The following is a 20,903-nucleotide window of genomic DNA, read 5'->3' as shown; positions in this document are numbered from 1 at the left end:
TTAGCAGGGAGCGGGCATCAGGCTCCAGCGGTGGCACAATCGCCCCACCGTCAGCCCAGGCGTGCAGATGATCGGCAGGCTATGCCGATCACCGGACCCGTCGGGCAACTTAGCTGGTGATAAGCCGCTCACGCAGCTTGGTGATCTCGTCGCGCATCTGCGCGGCGGCCTCGAACTCGAGGTCGCGCGCCAGCTGGAACATCTTCTCTTCCATCTGTTTGATGCGTTTGGTGATCTCGCCTGGGGTGCGCAACTCGGCTTCGTAGCGAGCGCTCTCCTCCGCCGCCTTGGCCATGCCTTTGCGCTTCTTGCTGCGCCCGCCGGGGATGTTGGCGCCTTCCATGATGTCGGTGATGTCCTTGACCACCCCTTTGGGCACGATGCCGTTGGCCTCGTTGAAAGCTATCTGCTTTGCCCGGCGGCGCTCGGTCTCGTCGATGGCGCGTTGCATCGAGCCGGTCATGCGGTCGGCATACAGGATGGCCTTGCCGTTGAGGTTACGCGCTGCGCGGCCGATGGTCTGGATCAGCGAGCGATCCGAGCGCAGGAAACCCTCCTTGTCGGCGTCCAGAATCGCCACCAGCGACACTTCGGGCATGTCCAGGCCTTCACGCAGCAGGTTGATCCCCACCAGCACATCGAAGGTACCCAGACGGAGGTCGCGAATGATCTCTACCCGCTCGACAGTGTCGATGTCCGAGTGCAGGTAGCGCACGCGTATGTCGTGGTCGGCCAGGTAGTCACTGAGGTCTTCGGCCATGCGCTTGGTCAGAGTGGTGGCCAGCACGCGCTCGCCAACGGCCACACGTTTGCCGATCTCCGACAACAGATCGTCGACCTGGGTCAGCGCCGGGCGGATTTCTACCAACGGATCAACCAAGCCGGTCGGCCGCACCACCTGCTCGACCACACGCCCGGCATGCTCCGCCTCGTACTGACCGGGGGTGGCAGAAACGAAGATGGTCTGCGGGCTGACCGACTCCCATTCATCGAAGCGCATGGGCCGGTTGTCCAGCGCCGATGGCAGACGGAAACCGTACTCGACCAGAGTCTCCTTGCGTGAACGGTCGCCTTTGTACATGGCGCCGACCTGCGGAACGCTCACGTGCGACTCGTCGATCACCAGCAGGGCGTCGGCAGGCAGGTAGTCGTATAGGGTGGGCGGCGGCGCACCGGAAGGCCGACCAGACAGGTAGCGCGAGTAGTTTTCGATACCGTTGCAATAGCCCAGCTCGAGGATCATTTCCAGGTCGAAGCGAGTGCGCTGCTCGAGGCGCTGCGCCTCGACCAGCTTGTTGTTCTTGTGCAGGTACTCAAGGCGGTCCTTGAGCTCTTCCTTGATGCCCTCGATTGCCCCAAGCAGGGTTTCACGCGGGGTTACATAGTGGCTCTTCGGATAGAAGGTAAAACGTGGCAGCTTGCGCAGCACCTCGCCGGTCAACGGGTCGAAGGCGGCAATGTTCTCCACTTCGTCATCGAACAATTCGATGCGGATCGCCTCGAGATCCGACTCGGCCGGGTACACGTCGATGACATCACCGCGCACGCGGAAGGTGGCGCGGGCGAAGTCCATCTCGTTGCGGGTGTACTGCAGATCGGCCAAGCGCCGCAGCAACGCGCGCTGGTCGAACTTGTCGCCGCGATCGATGTGCAGGACCATCTTGAGGTACGTTTCAGGGCTGCCCAGACCGTAGATGCACGACACCGTGGTGACAATGATGGCGTCGCGTCGCTCGAGCAGGGCCTTGGTAGCCGACAGGCGCATCTGCTCGATATGGTCGTTGATCGATGCATCCTTCTCGATGAAGGTGTCCGAAGACGGCACATAGGCTTCCGGCTGATAGTAGTCGTAGTAGGAAACGAAATACTCAACCGCGTTGTTCGGGAAAAACGCCTTGAACTCGCCATACAACTGGGCCGCCAGGGTCTTGTTCGGCGCCAGCACCAGGGTTGGCCGCTGCACCTGCTGAATCACGTTGGCGATACTGAAGGTCTTGCCCGAGCCGGTTACCCCGAGCAAGGTCTGGTGCGAAAGCCCGGCGTCGATACCCTCGACCAACTGGCGAATCGCCTCAGGCTGGTCGCCGGCCGGCTGAAAACGGGTGACAAGCTGAAACTCGGACATGGCAGACCTCGAGCAACTGTAAATATAGCCAGTAGTCTACACCGAAACGGGCCTTTCCATTGCCCGCTTCGCGGCTGGCGCTGTGAACGTGTGTTTCTGTGGACCGGGCAATTAGACCAATGGTCCAAAAAAATTGCGAAAAAACGCCGGAAAACCTGCGCCCGATGGTCGCAGCGGTCGGCGCGTATCTCTATACTGACTCCCCGTTTGTGCACCGCTTCAGTGCATTCGGCTGGAGCGTGCAAGCCCTATCACACTCCATTCAGAGCCAAGGTAACAATGAGCCTGTTTTCCGCTGTCGAGCTGGCACCCCGCGACCCTATCCTGGGCCTCAACGAAGCTTTCAACACCGACCCGCGCACCGACAAGGTGAACCTGGGCGTCGGCGTTTACTGCAATGAGGAAGGCCGTATCCCGCTGCTGCGCGCAGTGATCGAAGCCGAGACCCAGCGTGCCGCACAGCATGCCTCGCGCGGCTATTTGCCGATCGATGGGATTGCCACCTACGACCAGGCTGTACAGAAGCTGCTGTTCGGCGCCGAATCGCCACTGCTGGCCGCTGGCCGCGTGGTCACCGTGCAGGCCGTAGGCGGCACTGGCGCACTGAAGATCGGCGCAGACTTCCTCAAGCGCCTGTCGCCTGATGCAGTCGTCGCCATCAGCGACCCGAGCTGGGAGAACCACCGCGCGCTTTTCGAGACGGCCGGTTTCCCGGTACAGAACTACCGCTACTACGATGCTGCCAGCCACGACGTCAACCGCGCCGGCATGCTCGAAGACCTCAACCAGCTGCCGTCGGGCTCGATCATCGTCCTGCATGCCTGCTGCCATAACCCGACCGGTGTCGACCTGACCCTGGACGACTGGAAAAACGTCCTGGAAGTGGTCAAGGCCAAAGGCCATGTGCCGTTCCTCGACATGGCCTATCAGGGCTTTGGCGCCGGCATCGCCGAAGACGCCTTCGCCGTACGCCTGTTCGCCGAGTCGGGCCTGGACTTCTTTGTCTCCAGCTCGTTCTCCAAGTCGTTCTCGCTGTATGGCGAGCGCGTCGGCGCGCTGTCGATCGTCACTGCCTCCAAGGACGAAAGCACCCGCGTGCTGTCGCAGGTCAAGCGGGTTATCCGCACCACCTACTCCAACCCGCCGACCCACGGCGCAAGCATCGTCGCTGCAGTGCTGAACAGCCCTGAGCTGCGCCAGATGTGGGAAGACGAGCTGGGCGAAATGCGTAATCGCATTCACGGCATGCGCAAGCAGATGGTCGAGTTGCTGGCTACCTATGGGGCCAAGCGCGACTTCAGCTTTGTCGGTCGCCAGTGCGGGATGTTCTCCTACTCGGGCCTGACTGCCGAGCAGGTCAATCGCCTGAAGGATGAGTTCGGCATCTATGCGCTGGATACTGGCCGTATCTGTGTTGCTGCGCTGAACCAGAGCAACATCCACGTAGTGACCAAAGCTATCGTCGCGGTGCTTTGATGCAGTTGGGGGCTGCTCTGCAGCCCCCAACTGTTTTCAGCCAGCACGCCCAATCGGGTAAAACTGGCCATGGCTCCACACCCCAAGCCATTCCTCGCCGTCCAGCAAGCGCGGCACCGCCAGCTCCACCAACTGATAGAACACGTTGCGATGCAATAGCGCCTCAAGGTTGCTGCGCATCAGGATGTAGGGCGCAGGTTCCTGCGTGACCGGATCAACCTCGACCCGCAACGGATGCGCACTGCTAGCCTCAATCACATCCTCAACATTGTTGGTGAAACGCAAAACCTGCGTCTCCCCCGCGCCGATCACCTCCAGCAACACCGCCACAAACGGCGCGTCATCGACTTGGATGCCGACCTTCTCGACCGGCGTCACCAAAAAGTAATCATCACCGTCACGGCGCAGGATATTGGAAAACAGCCGCACCATTGGTTTACGGCCAATTGGCGTGCCCTGGTAAAACCAGGTGCCATCACGGGCGATGCGCATGTCGATGTCGCCGCAGAAATCCGGGTTCCACAGGTGAACCGGCGCCGGGCCCCTACCCTTGGGGATTTGCGCCAACAGATCATTGGTCTCGACAGACTCGGTCATCACCCTCTCCTATCAGCGGCTCATACCCAACAGGCTACGAGCGTACTCGCGCATGGGCGCTGCGAGCAAATCCTGCGGGCTATTGTCGTGAAACGTCAACAAACCGCCACGGCTCTTGATCCGCGCTGTGTCGATCAGGTAGCGAGTGCTGGTTTCGATGAGCATCATCTGCACCACGCCGGTGTCCCAACCGAGCCGGTCGACTGCCTGTTCGTCGTACCACTCATCACCATTGCCGATGCGGTCGTCGGTACGAGCGAAGCGGGTATACAGCACGTAATGGGCACCGACCGAGCGGGCTTCGGCGATGGCATCTTCCAGGCCCAGCGGGCCTTGCGCACGACGCACCAGCGGGAAGTACTCGACAAAAGCCTTGAACGCCTCTTCGGCGACGATGTTCTGCTGCGGCAGCGGGCCTTTGCCCGGCGGCACGAACGCACCCTGGCCAATATAGATGAACGAATCCGGTTGCAGGCGCACCGACAGGCTGCGCTGGGTATCGCTATGATCGAGCAGACCGGCATCGCTCATGTGATAGCGAACACCTTCGCCCATATCGCTGACATTCATGCAGCCACCAAGCGCCATCAGCGCCAGCAGCAAGACCAGGCTACGCATCTTTCCTCCAGAGACCGGTGACGAAAAACCGGCGAATAGCCGCCAGATGCAGCTTTTGCGCCAGAGTCAGCCGCCGATCACCTTCATTACCGTTACCCCACCGGCGAACGCCAGTTCCTGCTTGTCAGCCAGGGCTTTTACCAGTAACCGTTGCAGCGCTGGCAACGCCAGGTGCCGGGGGCGATCAAGCAAGTCGCCGATGTAGTGCCGATTGCTGCTCGACAGGCAGCCATGCAGCCAGCCGGTTGAGGACAAGCGCAGCCGCGAACAGGCGCGACAGAACGGTACGCTCTCGTTGGCGATAACGCCAAAATGGCCTTTGCCGGGGATCTGGTAGCGCAATGCGGTGGCATCAACAGCAGCGCTGGCCTGCTCAAAGGCATGGTGCTGGCCAATCAGCGCCAGCAGCTCAGGCAGGCTGACCAACTGCTGGCGAAAGGCATTGCCGTCGCGCGCCAGGTGGCCCATGCGCATCAGCTCGATGAAACGCAGCTCGTAGCCACGCGCCAGGCAGTAGTCGAGCAGCGGCGCGACCTGATCCAGATTCTGTCCGCGCATCGGCACCATGTTGACCTTGATGCGCATGCCAGCCGCACTGGCCTCTTGCATGCCAAGCAACACCGTGGCCAGGTCACCGCCGCGAGCAATGCTGCGAAATGCAGCGGCGTCGAGGGTATCCAGCGACACGTTCAAGCGGCGGATACCCGCGGCCTCTAGCAGCGGCAGGCGCCGCGACAGCAACTGGCCGTTGGTAGTCAGGCTGATGTCGTGCAGGTCGAGGCCGGCGACGGCGGTGAGAAACCCTTCGAGCCTGGGACTGATCAGGGGCTCGCCGCCGGTGATGCGTAGACGCTCGATGCCGGCCGCCTCGATCAGGTAAGCCACCCCTCGTGCCAGGGCCTCGCCAGAGAGCTCATCCTGCGCCGCCACCAAACGCTTGCCGTCGGGTACGCAGTAGGTACAAGCGTAGTTACAGGCCGCCGTCAGGCTGACCCGCAGGTTGCGAAAACGCCTGCCTTGACGATCGACGATCATGGATGACTCCGACATGGAAGAATAAGCCGTGCAAAACCTGACTCATAAATCAGGTTTTTGCAAGCTCGCATGTCGGACAGCCCCGCAAAGGGTGACGGGGCGTTGCTGTCAGGCGTTCGGTTCGGGGTCGCGCTTGCGCTTGTTACCCATGCGCACACCGATGTCCATCAGGAACTGGAAGAAGCCTTCCTGATCTTCCAGTACATTGCTCCAGAACGGCGAGTGGTACAGCGCCACTGCGCCATGCACCAGCGCCCAGGCGGCGCAGTAGTGGAAGTACGGTGGCACGTCTTCAAGCTTGCCTTCGCTGATACGACCCTTGATCAGTTGAGTCAGGCGATCGAAATTGGAGGCACGAATGCTGTGCAGCTCCTCGACCATCTCTGGTACCTGATTACCCTTGACCACCTTCTCTTCAAGGCGATCGAACAGCCGGTAGCGCTGCGGGTCACGCATGCGGAATTCGAAGTAGGCACGCGACAGTGCTTCTTTGTCGCGGTCGACATCGGCCGAGTGCAGCAAGGTGTTCAAATCGCGCTCGTAGTCGAGCATCAGGCGCAGGTAGATCTCTGCCTTGGACTTGAAGTGCTTGTAGATCGTACCTTTGCCGATGCCAACGGCGTCGGCGATCATCTCGACGGTGACGCTGTCTTCACCCTGTTCGAGGAACAGTCTGAGGGCGGTATCAAGGATCTCTTGTTCGCGACGGCGAAACTCACGGACCTTACGCGGTTCTTTCTGCATGGGAGGCTGCATGGGGGAGGACTGGCTGACAATCGAAGCGGATTATTATGCCTATCTTGCAAGAAATTGCACGGATCATCGGCGCATGTCTGTGTTTCACGATGAGTTCGCAAACGGTGGGATTGATTGGGCAAGCTGCAGATTGGCCAATAGAAGTGACTTGCCTGCAGGGAATGCACTGTGCATCCCGCGACGTATTCCAAATCTGTTTAAAAAACGACCAGTTGTCGCTGGCACTGTGCCAAAGCTGACCAATACTTGAAGTGTTGACCCGCCACATCCCCCCAAGTGGCGTGCCGATAAAGGCGCTCAGGGACCGCGTGCCTTTGTTTACTCCTAATGGTCTTAACCCGGTTTCCTCCCCCAGAACCCGGGTTTTTTTTGCCCGCCAATCAGGCTGTCAGATCAGCGTACTCGCGCAAGTGGGAACAAGCGCTTGAAGTTGGCCGTGGTTTGCTCGGCCAATTGTGCATAACTGACGCCACGCAGCGACGCGACGTATTCGGCGACTTCTCGCACGTACTGAGGCAAGTTGGGCTTGCCTCGGTAAGGGATCGGCGCCAGGTACGGTGAATCTGTCTCTACCAGCAGACGATCGCTGGGGACCTGGCGGGCCACGTCGCGCAGGGCCTCGGCATTGCGGAAGGTGACAATGCCGGACAACGAGATGTAGTAGCCCAGGTCCAGCGCCGCCTTGGCCATCGGCCAGTCTTCAGTGAAGCAGTGCAACACCCCGGCCTGCTCCAGGCTGGCTTCGCGTAACAGCGCCAGGGTGTCAGCCCTGGCCGCACGGGTGTGCACGATCACCGGCTTGCCGGTCTGCCGCGAGGCCTCCAGGTGCAAGCGGAAAGACGCCTGCTGCAGGCTCGCCGCCTCCGGCTCGTAGTGATAGTCCAGGCCAGTCTCACCAATCGCCACGACATGCGGATGCGCAAGCTCGTTGAGCAACCAGTCCAGCGCTGGGGTTTCTCCTGGCGCCAGGTCCAGCGGATGAATACCCACCGAGCAGTCGACATCTGCGTACTGTTCACTCAACGCCTTTACCGCGCCGGCATTGTCGGCACTCACGCCAATGCACAGAAAGTGCCCTACCCCGCGCTCACGCGCCGCCTGCAGGGCAGCATCAAGCGAGCCATCATGGGCACTCAGGTCTAGACGGTCGAGGTGGCAGTGGGAATCTACGAGCATGGCAGCAGGACACATATTTAGAAGAAGGGAGTCAGCGTGAGCCTGGCAGCTGGACCCAGTGGGCCAACAACGCTTCCAGCAGCAACACGCGGTTGAGGTTGGCCTTGCCCAGCACCTTCTGCCGCTGTTCAAGGATCCACGCCTGGGTTTCCAGCACCTTGCCCTGGCGGCTCTTCTGCGCCAGATACTGCAGCACCTTACGCATATCAGCCAGGCCCAGGCCTTGTTCATCCTGAGTCATCTGATAGCGCAGGATCAGGTGCGACCACTCGAAGAACCAGTCAAACAACAGCAGCAGCGGCACGCTGTTCCACGACTCGGCCAGTTGCGTCGGTGACTGTTGCTGCTTGAGCAGTTTTTTCACGCCCTCGGTGACCTGCGCACGTTGCTCGAGGACACCTTGCGCGTGCAGCTTGGCCGCCATCAGTGGCGATCCTGCCGCCAGGGTCAGCAGCTCCTCGCGCTCTCCCGGTTCACTGTCTGGCAACGCATTGGCGAGCCAGGCCTGGCTTTGGGCAAGGTTTGGTTGCGGACATACAACTTGCTGGCAACGGCTCTTGATGGTCGGCAACAGTCGGCTCGGCTGATGGCTGACCAGCAGCAGCACCGTATTGCCGGACGGCTCTTCCAGACTCTTGAGCAAGGCGTTGGAGGCATTGATGTTCATGGCCTCGACCGGTTCGATCAGGATCACCTTGCGCCCGCCCAACTGCGCGGTCTGAACAACAAACGACACCAGATCGCGAACTTGGTCGATCTTGATCGGCTTGTCGACGTCTTCCGGCTCAAGCACGTAGTTGTCCGGATGGCTGCCAGCACGCAGCAACAGGCATGACTTGCACTGCCCACAGGCATCAGCGCCTTGCGGCTGCTGGCACAACAAACGCGCCATCAGGCGCTCGGCCAGGGCCCGCTTGCCAATCCCCTGCGGACCGTGCAGCAGGTAGGCATGGGCATGCTGGCTGCGCCCGGCCAATTGCTGCCAGAGCGCATCCTGCCAGGCGAAGGCCTCAGCCACGGGCGCGTTCCAGCATGGCCGGCAACAAGCTGTCGATGTCGCGCTGCACCGCCTCCAGCGATTGGCCGGCGTCGAGGATGCTGTAGCGCTGCGGGTCAGCTTGGGCCCGTGCCAGATAGGCATGGCGCACGGCCTCGAAGAAGGCCGTGCCTTCTTGTTCGAAGCGGTCCAAACGGCCCCTGGCAGCCGCGCGCGACAGGCCGATCTCGATCGGCAGGTCGAACACCAGCGTCAGGTCAGGGCGCAGATCGCCCTGGACAAATGTTTCCAGCGTAGCAATGCGCTCGACCGGCAAGCCGCGGCCGCCACCTTGGTAGGCGTAGGTGGCATCGGTGAAGCGATCGCACAACACCACCGCACCGCGCGCCAGCGCCGGGCGGATGACCTTGGCCAGGTGCTGGGCACGCGCCGCAAACATCAACAGCAATTCAGTATCCGCTGCCATGCTTTCGTCGCTTGGTGCCAGTAGCAACTCACGAATCTGTTCAGCAACCGGCGTGCCGCCCGGCTCGCGGGTCAGCACTACGTCCAGGCCCTGCTCGCGCAAGCGCTGCGCCAGATATTCGCGGTTAGTGCTTTTGCCCGCGCCTTCGGGGCCTTCCAGGGTAATAAACAAGCCGCTCACGCGCAGTCCTTAGGGTTTGTCATCGGGTGTCGGCGCCGCTGCAGGGGCAGCGTCGGTCGCCGGTGCGGTTGGCGGGGTCGACGCAGGTGCGTCTGCCGGTGCATCCGTAGCAGGTGTCGGCTGGTCTCCCGCTGCCGGTTCTGGCTGCTCAATCGCACCCGGCTGCGCCTGCGGCGCGGGGCTGGAGCGGTAGTCGCTGCGGCGCTTGAGTTGATACTCGCGCACTGCCGAGTTGTGGTTGTCGAGGTCGTCGGAAAACACGTGACTGCCGTCGCCCCGCGCAACGAAGTACAGACTGGTGCCGTTGGCCGGGTTCAGCGCGGCATGAATCGCCTCGCGGCCGACGATAGCGATCGGTGTCGGCGGCAGGCCACTGATGGTATAGGTATTGTAGGGCGTGGGCTCACGCAGGTCGGCACGGGTGATCTTGCCGTTATAGCGCTCGCCCATGCCATAGATCACGGTCGGATCGGTCTGCAGCATCATGCCCAGCCGCAGACGCCGCACGAACACCCCAGCGATCTGCGCGCGCTCTTGCGGGATACCGGTTTCCTTCTCGACCAGCGAAGCCATGATCAGCGCCTGGTACGGGTCGCGGTAAGGCAGATCGGTGGCCCGCTCGGCCCATTCCTTGGCCAACACTTGCTCAAGACGCATGTACGCCTGCTGCAGGAACTCGACATCGCTCATGCCACGTACGAAGCGGTAGGTATCCGGAAAGAAGCGTCCCTCAGGGAACACGCCACTATGGCCGAGTTTGTCCATCACCTCGGCATCGGACAGGCCGTCCAAGGTCTGGGTGATTTTCTCGTGCTTGGCCACTGCCGCACGCACTTGGCGGAAGGTCCAGCCTTCGACCAGAGTCAGGTTGTACTGCACAACATCGCCACGGCGCCAGGCATCGAACAGCTGGTTGACGGTCATGCCAGGTGTCAGCCGGTATTCACCGGTATGCAGTGGCGTGCCGGCCATGTTGAAGCGCCAGTAAAGGCGCAGCCAGACGGCATCGTCGAGCAAGCCGTCAGTCTGCATGCGGTAGAACATGCGATTGGGTGTGGTGCCGTTGGGAACCTCGAGCATCCGCTCCTGCTCGACGTGCAGAGGCTGCTCAAGGGCCGAATGGACTTTCCAGGCCGACCAGCCCAACGCCAGACCGGCTAGGATCAGGCCCATTTCCAGCAGCAGGAGAAATTTGCGTCTCACGAATCAGGTATCCAGTAACGTCCGGGCAACGGCCTGCAGTTTACGGGTGAGCGGCCCCGCCGGCCAGTTCAGCTTGAGCGCAGAGCACTCCAGTACCGGCCAGATTCCATACACGCTGTTGCAGAGAAAGACTTCCTCGGCCTGTTCCAGGTCAGCCAGGGCCAGATCACTGACCTGCACGCTGATACCCAGTGCCGGCGCTTGCGTCAGCAAGGCGCCGCGCATTACCCCGGCTACACCGCAGCGACTCAGCTCAGGCGTTTGCAGCACCCCACCACGAACCATGAACAGATTGCTGTAAACGCCCTCGATGACCCGCCCGTGGCTGTCACAGACCAGCCCTTCGGCGTGCTCGGCGTCCTGCCATTCGGCGCGGGCCAGCACTTGCTCAAGGCGATTGAGGTGTTTGAGGCCGGCCAGCAGGGGTTGTTCCGCGAGGCGCGTCTGGCAGGCGAACAAACGCACGCCTAGCTCGGCATTGACTGCGGGATACTGTGGCAGCGGGCTACCCTGAAGGATGCGCCGAGCCGCGGCGCCAACGCCTGGAGCGTAGCCGCGCTGGCTGTCGCCACGGGTAACGATCAGCTTGGCGACGCCGTCGCCGAGCTGGCTGGCAAAGCGCAGCAGTTCGTCGCGCACCAACGGCAGGTCGATGCTGATAGCCAGACGCTGGCAGCCCAGTGCCAGGCGCTGCAAGTGCAGCTCCAGCAGGCTGGGCTTGCCGGCACGCACGGCGATGGTTTCGAACAGACCATCGCCGTAGGCCAGCCCGCGGTTGTGCAGGTTGACTGCAGTCGCGGGTTGGCCGTCGATCCAGCTATGCATCAGTCGGCGAACCGGCGGAACACCAGCGAGCCGTTGGTACCACCAAAGCCGAACGAGTTGGACAGCACCACGTCGATCGGCATGCTGCGGGCGTGATGGGCAACGAAGTCGAGATCGCAGCCCTCGTCCGGCTCGTCCAGGTTGATGGTCGGCGGCGCCATCTGGCTGTTGATTGCCAGCACGCTGAAGATCGCTTCCACGGCACCGGCAGCACCGAGCAGGTGACCCGTCATCGACTTGGTCGAGCTGACTGCCACCTTGTACGCATGCTCACCGAACACACGCTTGATCGCAGCCACTTCGGCGATATCGCCGGCCGGGGTCGAGGTGCCATGGGCATTGATGTAGCTGACTTCTTCCGGGGCGATGCCGGCATCGCGCAGGGCGTTGGTCATGCAGCGCGCCGCACCCTCACCGGAATCCGGTGGCGAGGTCATGTGATAGGCATCACCGCTCATACCAAAGCCAACCAGCTCGGCATAGATGGTGGCGCCGCGCGCCTTGGCGTGCTCGAGCTCTTCGAGCACCAGTGCACCGGCACCGTCGGAGAGCACGAAACCATCACGGCCCTTGTCCCACGGCCGACTGGCCCGGGTTGGCTCGTCATTGCGCGTCGACAGCGCACGCGAAGCACCGAAACCGCCCATACCCAGGCCACACGCGGCCATTTCAGCGCCGCCGGCGATCATCACATCGGCTTCACCGTAGGCAATGTTGCGCGCGGCCATGCCGATGCAATGGGTGCCGGTGGTACAGGCAGTGGCGATGGCATAGTTCGGACCCTGCAGACCCAAATGGATCGACAGGAAGCCGGAGATCATGTTGATGATCGAACCAGGCACAAAGAACGGCGAGATGCGACGCGGGCCTTGCTCGTGCAAGGTCCGGCTGGTCTCTTCGATATTGGTCAGGCCGCCGATGCCGGAGCCCATGGCCACGCCGATCCGCTCACGGTTGCTGTCGTTGATTTCCAGCCCGGCGTTACGGAACGCCTGGAAACCTGCGGCCAGGCCGTATTGAATGAACAGGTCGAGCTTGCGGGCCTCTTTGACCGACAGGTACTGCTCGACTTCAAAGCCCTTCACCGAGCCGCCAAAACGGGTGGAGTAGGCCGTCAGATCGGAGTGTTCGATCGGACCGATGCCACTGCGGCCAGCCAGAATGCACTGCCAGGTGCTCGGTACATCGGTACCCAGCGGCGACAGCATGCCCATACCAGTGACCACGACGCGTCTACGCGACACAGTACTCTCCTCATTGTCCAGTAACAGAGTCTCTTGCCGTTGCATTCTGCAGCAAAAGGCAATGGCAAAAGGCTCTTGGTGCCTGCTTCACACATCTCGCAAAGAAAAAACCGCACGCCAGTTACGGCAGTGCGGTTTTCCCCGACAAGAAGCGTCGACTACAGACGTCTTAAGCCTGGTGGCTGGTGACGTAGTCGATAGCAGCTTGAACGGTAGTGATTTTTTCGGCTTCTTCGTCAGGGATTTCGGTCTCGAATTCCTCTTCCAGAGCCATCACCAGCTCAACGGTGTCAAGCGAATCGGCACCCAGGTCTTCTACGAAAGAAGCACTGTTAGTTACTTCTTCTTCCTTGACGCCCAGTTGCTCGGCGACGATTTTCTTGACGCGCTCTTCGATGGTGCTCATACCTAATTTTCACTCCTAATAGACATATGTCAGGCAGCTGGCCGGTGACCGAGTTTATAGCAAGACGCCTGCTTTTCAAGCGTAACGCGCCCCGCCATCAACTGGCTATGTGGTCACTCGACCCTCTGCCCGGAATCTGGTTGCAGCTTTATAACGGATTTTAAGCTCGGAGTATGACTCTTTTTTGAAGCAATCCGTCACATTGAGTTGCGATATTACATGTACATCCCGCCGTTCACAGGCACTGTAGCACCTGTGACATAGGCTGCGCCGTCGGACGCCAGGAAAGCAACTACCTTGGCGATTTCGTCGGCTTGGCCCAGACGGCCCAGCGGAATCTGGGTCTGCAACGCTTCACGTTGAGCCTCTGGCAGCTCACGGGTCATATCGGTGTCGATAAAACCTGGAGTTACCGAGTTGACAGTGATATTGCGTGACCCGACTTCACGTGCCAGAGCGCGGCTGAAACCTTCCAGACCGGCTTTGGCGGCGGCATAGTTTACCTGACCGGCGTTGCCCATGGCACCCACAACCGAGCCGATGCTGATAATGCGGCCCCAACGCGCCTTGGTCATGCCGCGCAGCACGCCCTTGGACAAGCGGTAGAGGCTGTTGAGGTTGGTGTCGATCACGTCGAACCACTCGTCGTCTTTCATCCGCAGCATCAGGTTATCGCGGGTGATGCCGGCGTTGTTGATCAGGATCGCGGTAGTGCCGAACTGTTCCTGGATCGCGGCCAGAACGCTGTTGACCGACGCTTCATCAGTCACGTTCAGCTCCATGCCGGTGCCGGTGATGCCATGCTCCTTGAGCGTGGCAGCAATGCGCTCGGCGCCCGAGGCCGAGGTCGCGGTACCGATGACGGTAGCGCCCTGACGGCCCAGCTCGAGGGCGATGGCCTGGCCGATACCACGGCTGGCGCCGGTGACCAGTGCAACTTTACCTTGCAGGCTCATGCAAGCTTCTCCAGTTTCAGGCCAGCGCCGCACGGGTGGCGGCGATGGCATCAGGGGTATTGAGGTTGTAGGTGGTCACGCCTTCAGCGCAACGCTTGTTCAGACCGGCCAGGACCTTGCCCGGGCCGCACTCGACCAGATTGACCGCGCCATTGGCCGCCAGGGTCTGCACGCATTCAACCCAGCGCACGGGCTGGTACAACTGGGCCAGCAAGTCTTGCTTGAGCACGCTCAGGTCAGCTGGGATGGCTGCAGAAACGTTCTGCACCACTGGGATCTGCGGCGCCTGCCATTCGATGGCGTTGACCGACTCGGCAAAGCGCTCGGCAGCAGGCTGCATCAGGGCGCAGTGCGACGGCACGCTGACCGCCAGCGGCAAGGCGCGTTTGGCGCCCTTAGCCTTGCACAGCTCCATGGCGCGATCTACCGCTGCCTTGTTGCCAGCAATGACCACCTGCCCTGGCGAGTTGAAGTTGACCGCGCTGACCACCTGGTCTTCTGCTGCTTCAGCGCAGATGGCGACCACGACCTCGTCGTCCAGACCGAGAATCGCGGCCATGCCGCCATGGCCTGCCGGGACTGCTTCCTGCATCAGCTGGCCACGGCGCTCGACCAGGCGCACCGCGTCTTTCAGGCTGAGGCTACCGGCCGCTACCAACGCGCTGTACTCGCCAAGGCTATGCCCGGCGACGAACGCAGGCTTTGCGCCGCCCTGCGCCAGCCACAGGCGCCACAACGCAATGGAGGCGGTGAGGATGGCCGGCTGAGTCTTGTCGGTTTGATTGAGTTGCTCTTCCGGACCTTGCTGAACCAGTGCCCACAGGTCGTAACCCAGAGCGTCGGAAGCTTCCTTGAAGGTTTCGACGATCACCGGCTCTACTGCGCCGATTTCGGCGAGCATGCCCAGCGATTGGGAACCTTGACCCGGAAAGACAAATGCGAGGGATGCAGACATTGAACAAGCCCTTATGATCTTGTCGTCGGAGAGGATGCGCCCAGCCCACGGCTGTACGCAGAATCTGAAAACTTGGATGAATACGAAAACCCAGCGGTCACATTTAACCACCTCATGGCGATTATGCCTAAGGCAGCAGGTCTTCGAGGCGGCTCTGCAGGCGCCCGGGCAGGTTTTCCTCGATCTCGATCAGCGCACGCTGGATAGCGCTCTGCAGGCCTTCGACCCCTGCCGAACCGTGACTCTTGATGACGATGCCCTGCAGACCGAGAAAACTCGCGCCGTTGTGCCGTGCAGGCGCCAGGTCAGCCTGCAGGCGTTTGAGCAGCGGCATGGCCAGCACACCGACCGCGCGCGCCAGCACCCCCCTCTTGAACAGCGCCTCAATTCTGGCACTGATCATGGTTGCCAGACCCTCGCTGGACTTGAGCAGGATATTGCCGACAAAGCCGTCACACACCACTACATCGGCTTCACCGCGATACAGGCCATCACCCTCGACAAAGCCGACGTAGTTGATACCGCGGGCATTCTGCAGCAGCGTTGCTGCCAGCTTGACCTGCTGATTGCCCTTGATGTCTTCGGTGCCGATGTTGAGCAGCGCAACGCGTGGGCGCGGAATGCCCAAGGCCTGCGCCGCCACCGAGCCCATCAACGCGAACTGGTAGAGATGCTCGGCACTGCAGTCAACGTTGGCGCCCAGATCGAGCAACTGGCAAAAGCCTGACTGAGTCGGGATCGCCGCGACCATGGCCGGCCGATCAATGCCTGGCACGGTCTTGAGGACAAAGCGCGACAGCGCCATCAGTGCACCGGTATTGCCGGCACTGACGCAGGCCTGGGCCTTGCCGTCCCGCACCAGTTCAAGGGCGATGCGCATCGACGAATCAGGCTTGCTGCGCAACGCTTGCGAGGGCCGCTCGTCCATCTCCACCACTTCACTGGCCGCGACAATTTGCAGGCGCGCGCGATCGGCAGCTGCTAGGCCACTGACGAGTGATTCAAGAAGGGAGGGTTGACCGACGAGGGTCAGGTGCAGCGAGGGCGTAGCCGAGAGGCAAGCGATACTTGCCTGAACAATGTTGCGGGGACCGAAGTCCCCGCCCATTGCGTCGATCGCGATGATCTGAGCGGACAAGATTTACTCGTCAGCGCCCTTGTCGATCACTTTGCGGCCACGGTAAACGCCTTCTGGCGAAACGTGGTGACGCAGGTGAATTTCACCGGTGGTTTTTTCTACCGACAGCGCGTTTTCCGACAGGGCATCGTGCGAACGACGCATGTCACGGGCAGAGCGGGATTTTTTGTTCTGCTGAACAGCCATAATTGATTAACTCCTAAACGTTTGGGTCACGCTTTAACTGCGCCAGGACACTGAACGGGTTGGACCGCGTTACCTCGTCCTCGCTCGATTCGGGCTCATCGAGGCCCGCCGGCTGCTGGCATTCTTCCGGATGATGAGCAGGCACGATGGGCAAGGCGAGCAAAAGCTCTTCCTCGATCAGCGCCTGCAGATCCAAAGGATCTTCGCCCAGTTCCAGCACGTCATAGCCTTTCGGCAACGACTGGGTATTCGCACCCTCCTTCACCACCGCGTACGAACACTCGCTGTGGATCGGTAGGGTGACCAGCTCAAGACAACGCTGGCAAACCATTTTGACTTCGACGTCGAGCTCACTGTGGATAACCACGGCATGCTGTTCATCTCGTTCAAAATCGAACTTCGCCTGCACCGTACCGACATTGTCGGAAAGCGGGTCGCAGAGTCTTTCCAAATCAGCGAGTTGCAACGAACCTTGAAGGGTTACGCCACGATCGGCTAATTTGCGCGGGTCAACGTGAGGTGGAATCGGGTCATTCAACATAGGCGCAGCATTCTAGGGATGGCCCCCGCCCCTGTCAAAGGAAATTCGGCGGCAAGTGGATGATAGAATCGGTTGATCTGCCAAGGAGTCTACCATGCTGCCCCTGTTACTGGCTTCCAGCTCTGCCTACCGCCGCGAATTGCTCGCCCGCCTGCGCCTGCCCTTTACCTCGGCAAGCCCCGACCTAGACGAACAGCGCCTGCCTGACGAACCCGCCATCGCGCTGGTCAAGCGCCTGGCGCAGCAAAAGGCCGAGGCATTGGCCGCAGCGCACCCCGGCCATCTGATCATCGGCTCTGACCAGGTCGCGGTGCTGGGCGAACAGATCCTCGGCAAGCCACATACGTTCGAGCGCGCCCGCGAGCAACTGCTTGCCGCCAGCGGCCAACAGGTCACCTTTCTGACCGGCCTGGCGCTACTCAACAGCAGCAGCGGCCACTGCCAGGTCGACTGCGTGCCGTTCACGGTGGTCATGCGCGAGCTGAGCCAGGCCAGTATCGAGCGCTATCTGCGCGCAGAGCAGCCTTACGACTGCGCCGGCAGTTTCAAAGCCGAGGGACTGGGGGTAAGCCTGTTCCAGAGCACCCATGGCAGCGACGCGACCAGCCTGATCGGGCTGCCGCTTATTCGCCTGGTGGATATGCTGCTGGAAGAAGGCGTACAGGTGCCCTGAAGGGAAACTGCTGGCCTGCACGCACAGGCCAGCAGCGCTTAGCGCAGGGTCGGCCCCTGGAAGCCCATCCACATTGCCAGGTGCTCAGCTACGCTGGCGCCGATGCGTTTGGAGAAACGGTCGAACGGCGACTCCTGGACGGTGAAATCGACCAGATTCTTCTCGCCAACGATGTCTCTGGCGACATAGCTGGCACTGCCCAGACCATCTACCAGGCCTAGCGCCTTGGCCTGCTCACCGGACCAGATCAGGCCACTGAACAGCTCAGGGTGCTCTTTGTCCTTGAGCCGATCACCACGCCCCTGTTTGACCATGGCAATGAACTGCTGGTGAGTGGTGTTGAGCACGCCCTGCCAGAACTCGGTTTCTTCAGGTTTTTGCGGCGAGAACGGATCGAGGAATGCCTTGTGCTCACCGGCCGTATAGGTGCGCCGCTCGATGCCCAGCTTGTCCATGGCACCGACAAAGCCATAGCCCGCAGCGGTAACGCCGATCGAGCCGACCAGGCTGGCCTTGTCGGCATAGATCTCATCGGCAGCACTGGCGATGTAATAGGCACCCGAGGCACCGAGGTCGGTGATCACTGCGTAGAGCTTGATCTGCGGGTACTCGGCGCGCAGGCGGCGAATCTCGTCATAGACGTAACCGGACTGCACCGGGCTGCCGCCTGGGCTGTTGATACGCATCACCACTGCCTTGGTATTGGCATCCTTGAATGCCTCGCGCAGGCTCTTGATCAGGTTGTCGGCACTGGCCGCCTCCTGATCAGCAATAACCCCACGCACCTCGACCAGTGCGGTATGGCTGCCACTGCGCGAAGCAGCGCCGTCCATACTCATCAGCGGCGAGAACAGGAACAGGATGCCGAACAGGTAAAGGAACGTCAGCAGCTTGAAGAAAATCCCCCAGCGTCGCGCTCGACGCTGCTCCTGCACACCAGCAAGGAGGGTTTTCTCCAGCAGCTTCCAGCTCTTGCGATCCTCACTCTCGACCACTTCGGTCTCGGGCGCTTTCCACTCGTCAGCCATGCTCACCTACCTTGGAATTGATAACTGCGCCGAACCTGCCAACCACTCGCGCAACTGGGAAAAGTGATCGATGCACACCTGCGGCCCGAACTCTGCCAGCGCCTGCAGCGACATAGCCCCGTAACCGACAGCCACCGAGTGCATGCCGGCGTTGTTGGCCATTTGCAGGTCGAACGCAGAATCTCCGACCATCAGCGCCTGGCCGGGTTCGGCGCGGCAGTGGGCAAGAATTTCTTCAAGCATCAATGGGTGCGGCTTGCCGCGGGTTTCGTCAGCCGCCCGAGTGATATCGAAAAAGTCTTCCCAGCCATTGGCCTTGAGCACTCGATCGAGCCCGCGACGGGCCTTGCCAGTAGCTACTGCCAGGCGATAGCCCTGGGCGCGAAACGCATCCAGCGACTCGACCACACCGTCAAACAACGGTGACGGCTGCTGATCGAGCGCCATGTACACATCAGCATAGTGCTGACGGAAGCGTTCGACCTGCAGCGGCTCAAGGTGCGGATACAGGGTCCAGATCGCCTCGCCCAGGGCAAGACCGATAATGCCCTTGATTGCATCCTCGGCACTGGGCGCCTCACCGGCGCGTTCAGCGGCCTTATTCATCGCGAGAACGATGCGCCCGACAGAGTCAGCCAGGGTGCCATCCCAGTCAAAAATCAGCAGCTCGTAGGGTTTGCTCATGTGAAGTCAGGCCGCGCCAGGCGCTCTACAGTCTTGGCCCACATTTCGTCGACCGGCGCTTCTACCTTGAGCTCGCCGCCATCGGGCAGCGGCAAGGTCAGGGCATAGGCATGCAGGAACAGGCGCTTGCCGCCGAGATCACGAATCTCGCGGGAGAATTCTTCATCGCCGTATTTGTTGTCGCCGGCAATCATGTGCCCGGCATGCAGGGCGTGCACGCGGATCTGATGGGTGCGACCAGTGATCGGACGCGCTTCGATCATGGTGGCGAAGTCGCCGAAACGGCGCAGCACCTTGAACAGGGTCAGCGCTTCCTTGCCCTCTTCGTTGACCTCGACCATACGCTCGCCAGAACGCAGGTTGCTCTTCTGCAATGGGGCATTGACCTGTTTCTTCGCGGTTGGCCAGTTGCCACGCACCAGCGCCATGTAGCGCTTGTCGACGCCATCACCGCGCAGGGCAGCGTGCAGATGGCGCAACATGCTGCGCTTCTTGGCGATCATCAGCAGGCCGGAAGTGTCGCGGTCGAGCCGGTGCACCAGCTCCAGCTCCTTGGCATCCGGACGCAACTGGCGAAACGCTTCGATCACGCCAAAGCTCAGGCCGCTGCCGCCATGCACGGCAATGCCGGCCGGTTTGTTGAGCACGATGAGCGCCTTGTCTTCATAGACAATGGCCGCCTCCAGGCGCTGCAACAGCGATTGCGCCACCGGCACCGGCTCGTCACGCTCGGGCAGACGCACCGGTGGCACGCGCACGATGTCGCCGGCCTGGATCTTGTATTCAGGCTTGACCCGACCCTTGTTGACCCGCACTTCACCCTTGCGCAGGATGCGGTAGACCAGGGTGCGAGGCACGCCCTTGAGCGCCGTGATCAGGAAATTGTCGATTCGTTGGCCGGCAAGCTCCGGCGCGACTTCGATCAGCTGGACGCCGGAAGTCGGAGGGGTATTGGTAGTCATGGCGCCGATAATAACAATTTTTTAGGGAATTGAAGCACTTAATCATTGCTGCTATAGTCGCGAACGCCGCCAAAAGCGGTGGGCCAGCGGTACACGGCGCTTTGCCAGCCCCTGACCAACGCAATTCTCGAGGACGCGAGGCCGTCCTACGGGGCTTTCGCCAGTTTATCGAAATACCTGGAAGCGCCACTCGCGCCGGGTAGAGAAGACCGAAAAAAATCATAAGTGCGGTAGTTCACCTGCTTAACTGGCTTTTTTCGCCGTGTCTCTGCACCGCCATCGTCACTTCCTCCTGCACCCGGCGAATGCTTCGGAAATACCTGCCTTGGACATGAATGGCGCCAGCTTCCCTTATGAAGATGGCGAAAAATGCAACCCGTTGCGGATTCAGCGCGCGGCAGCACCCGAATTATCAGGGATACGTGCAGGGTGGAGATGCACAGCCCTCGGACCGTGTAGCACCGCGTCCGGCCACCGCCCCACTGTAATGGGCGGCGAGCGGATAAGGTCCTTACAGATGCCACGTAGGCGTCCACGGCTGACGGTTGATTCCTCCTCCTGACTGAGTGCACCAGGCCTGCCAGGTTGATCCCGATACCACAGGCCCACAGCACCGCAGCAACAGGACGCGTCGTCGCGACAACGGCAGGCTGGGCAACCGGCTGGTGCCGAACGT

Annotated in this window: 22 protein-coding genes; 2 read left to right on the top strand and 20 right to left on the bottom strand. The window is 61.2% G+C overall.

All coding sequences use genetic code 11. From position 1 onward, the window contains the following. Nucleotides 1–109 precede the first annotated feature (109 nt). Nucleotides 110–2,125: an excinuclease ABC subunit UvrB gene (uvrB, locus tag M2396_RS00720; protein WP_101321457.1), complete on the bottom strand. Its 2,016-nt coding sequence runs from the start codon at nt 2,123–2,125 to the stop codon at nt 110–112. A 279-nt stretch (nt 2,126–2,404) separates the two neighbouring features. Here uvrB and M2396_RS00715 point away from each other — a divergent pair, with 279 nt between their 5' ends. Further along, nucleotides 2,405–3,601, top strand: a complete 1,197-nt coding sequence (locus tag M2396_RS00715; protein WP_150572946.1) for an amino acid aminotransferase — start codon at nt 2,405–2,407, stop codon at nt 3,599–3,601. 36 nt (nt 3,602–3,637) lie between these two features. Here the strand turns inward: M2396_RS00715 and M2396_RS00710 are convergent, their stop codons facing one another. From M2396_RS00710 to M2396_RS00635, 16 genes are all read right to left on the bottom strand, one after another. Beyond that, entirely contained in the window at nt 3,638–4,198 is a 561-nt protein-coding gene (locus M2396_RS00710) for a DUF1285 domain-containing protein (protein ID WP_150570200.1), read from the bottom strand. A 12-nt stretch (nt 4,199–4,210) separates the two neighbouring features. After that, nucleotides 4,211–4,816 carry a DUF4823 domain-containing protein gene (locus tag M2396_RS00705; RefSeq protein WP_101321464.1) on the bottom strand — a complete coding sequence of 202 codons (606 nt, stop codon included), beginning with the start codon at nt 4,814–4,816 and terminating at the stop codon, nt 4,211–4,213. Between the two features lie 66 nt (nt 4,817–4,882). Next, nucleotides 4,883–5,851, bottom strand: a complete 969-nt coding sequence (locus M2396_RS00700; protein WP_259072363.1) for a GTP 3',8-cyclase MoaA — start codon at nt 5,849–5,851, stop codon at nt 4,883–4,885. Nucleotides 5,852–5,959: 108 nt separating this feature from the next. Further along, nucleotides 5,960–6,595 (bottom strand): TetR/AcrR family transcriptional regulator, encoded by a 636-nt coding sequence (locus tag M2396_RS00695; protein ID WP_101321468.1) that lies wholly within the window; start codon nt 6,593–6,595, stop codon nt 5,960–5,962. Nucleotides 6,596–7,000: 405 nt separating this feature from the next. Further along, nucleotides 7,001–7,783, bottom strand: a complete 783-nt coding sequence (locus M2396_RS00690; RefSeq protein WP_101321470.1) for a TatD family hydrolase — start codon at nt 7,781–7,783, stop codon at nt 7,001–7,003. 31 nt (nt 7,784–7,814) lie between these two features. After that, complete coding sequence (locus M2396_RS00685) at nt 7,815–8,801, bottom strand: DNA polymerase III subunit delta' (RefSeq protein ID WP_101321472.1); 987 nt, start codon at nt 8,799–8,801, stop codon at nt 7,815–7,817. Beyond that, a complete protein-coding gene (gene tmk / locus M2396_RS00680; protein WP_101321474.1) occupies nt 8,794–9,426 on the bottom strand; it encodes a dTMP kinase in 633 nt (210 codons plus the stop codon). Before tmk ends, M2396_RS00685 begins: the two co-directional genes overlap by 8 nt. 9 nt (nt 9,427–9,435) lie before the next feature. After that, the gene (gene mltG, locus M2396_RS00675; RefSeq protein WP_259072361.1) at nt 9,436–10,629 is read right to left on the bottom strand and encodes an endolytic transglycosylase MltG; all 1,194 of its coding nucleotides are present in this window, start codon (nt 10,627–10,629) and stop codon (nt 9,436–9,438) included. A gap of 3 nt (nt 10,630–10,632) precedes the next feature. Continuing rightward, on the bottom strand, nt 10,633–11,454 hold the full coding sequence (gene pabC, locus M2396_RS00670; RefSeq protein ID WP_259072359.1) for an aminodeoxychorismate lyase: 822 nt from the start codon (nt 11,452–11,454) through the stop codon (nt 10,633–10,635). Next, complete coding sequence (gene fabF / locus M2396_RS00665; RefSeq protein ID WP_259072358.1) at nt 11,454–12,698, bottom strand: beta-ketoacyl-ACP synthase II; 1,245 nt, start codon at nt 12,696–12,698, stop codon at nt 11,454–11,456. The genes pabC and fabF overlap by 1 nt, the downstream gene beginning before the upstream one ends. A 169-nt stretch (nt 12,699–12,867) precedes the next feature. Continuing rightward, a complete protein-coding gene (acpP, locus tag M2396_RS00660; protein ID WP_004371293.1) occupies nt 12,868–13,104 on the bottom strand; it encodes an acyl carrier protein in 237 nt (78 codons plus the stop codon). A 215-nt stretch (nt 13,105–13,319) separates the two neighbouring features. Then, a complete protein-coding gene (gene fabG, locus M2396_RS00655; protein ID WP_101321482.1) occupies nt 13,320–14,060 on the bottom strand; it encodes a 3-oxoacyl-ACP reductase FabG in 741 nt (246 codons plus the stop codon). Between the two features lie 16 nt (nt 14,061–14,076). Then, entirely contained in the window at nt 14,077–15,015 is a 939-nt protein-coding gene (gene fabD, locus M2396_RS00650; RefSeq protein WP_150570149.1) for an ACP S-malonyltransferase, read from the bottom strand. 127 nt (nt 15,016–15,142) lie between these two features. Then, entirely contained in the window at nt 15,143–16,153 is a 1,011-nt protein-coding gene (plsX, locus tag M2396_RS00645) for a phosphate acyltransferase PlsX (RefSeq protein WP_150570148.1), read from the bottom strand. A 3-nt stretch (nt 16,154–16,156) separates the two neighbouring features. After that, the gene (gene rpmF / locus M2396_RS00640; RefSeq protein WP_016485486.1) at nt 16,157–16,339 is read right to left on the bottom strand and encodes a 50S ribosomal protein L32; all 183 of its coding nucleotides are present in this window, start codon (nt 16,337–16,339) and stop codon (nt 16,157–16,159) included. Nucleotides 16,340–16,352: 13 nt separating this feature from the next. Continuing rightward, the gene (locus M2396_RS00635) at nt 16,353–16,880 is read right to left on the bottom strand and encodes a YceD family protein (protein ID WP_101321489.1); all 528 of its coding nucleotides are present in this window, start codon (nt 16,878–16,880) and stop codon (nt 16,353–16,355) included. A 94-nt stretch (nt 16,881–16,974) separates the two neighbouring features. Between M2396_RS00635 and M2396_RS00630 the strand changes: the two genes are divergently transcribed. Next, on the top strand, nt 16,975–17,553 hold the full coding sequence (locus M2396_RS00630) for a nucleoside triphosphate pyrophosphatase (RefSeq protein ID WP_150570147.1): 579 nt from the start codon (nt 16,975–16,977) through the stop codon (nt 17,551–17,553). A 38-nt stretch (nt 17,554–17,591) separates the two neighbouring features. On the opposite strand, the gene sppA is transcribed toward M2396_RS00630, so the two are convergent. The 3 genes from sppA to rluC are packed head-to-tail and all read right to left on the bottom strand — an operon-like array spanning nt 17,592 to nt 20,227. Next, nucleotides 17,592–18,581 (bottom strand): signal peptide peptidase SppA, encoded by a 990-nt coding sequence (gene sppA, locus M2396_RS00625; protein ID WP_103438127.1) that lies wholly within the window; start codon nt 18,579–18,581, stop codon nt 17,592–17,594. A 6-nt stretch (nt 18,582–18,587) separates the two neighbouring features. Further along, a complete protein-coding gene (locus M2396_RS00620; protein WP_259072352.1) occupies nt 18,588–19,265 on the bottom strand; it encodes an HAD family hydrolase in 678 nt (225 codons plus the stop codon). Further along, the gene (gene rluC / locus M2396_RS00615) at nt 19,262–20,227 is read right to left on the bottom strand and encodes a 23S rRNA pseudouridine(955/2504/2580) synthase RluC (RefSeq protein ID WP_259072351.1); all 966 of its coding nucleotides are present in this window, start codon (nt 20,225–20,227) and stop codon (nt 19,262–19,264) included. The genes M2396_RS00620 and rluC overlap by 4 nt, the downstream gene beginning before the upstream one ends. Nucleotides 20,228–20,903: the final 676 nt, after the last annotated feature.

This window comes from Pseudomonas sp. BIGb0278 (assembly GCF_024809895.1).
Classification (GTDB): domain Bacteria; phylum Pseudomonadota; class Gammaproteobacteria; order Pseudomonadales; family Pseudomonadaceae; genus Aquipseudomonas; species Aquipseudomonas shirazensis.
The sequence above is the reverse complement of the archived record's forward strand: the minus strand, read 5'-3'. Positions and strand labels throughout refer to the sequence as shown.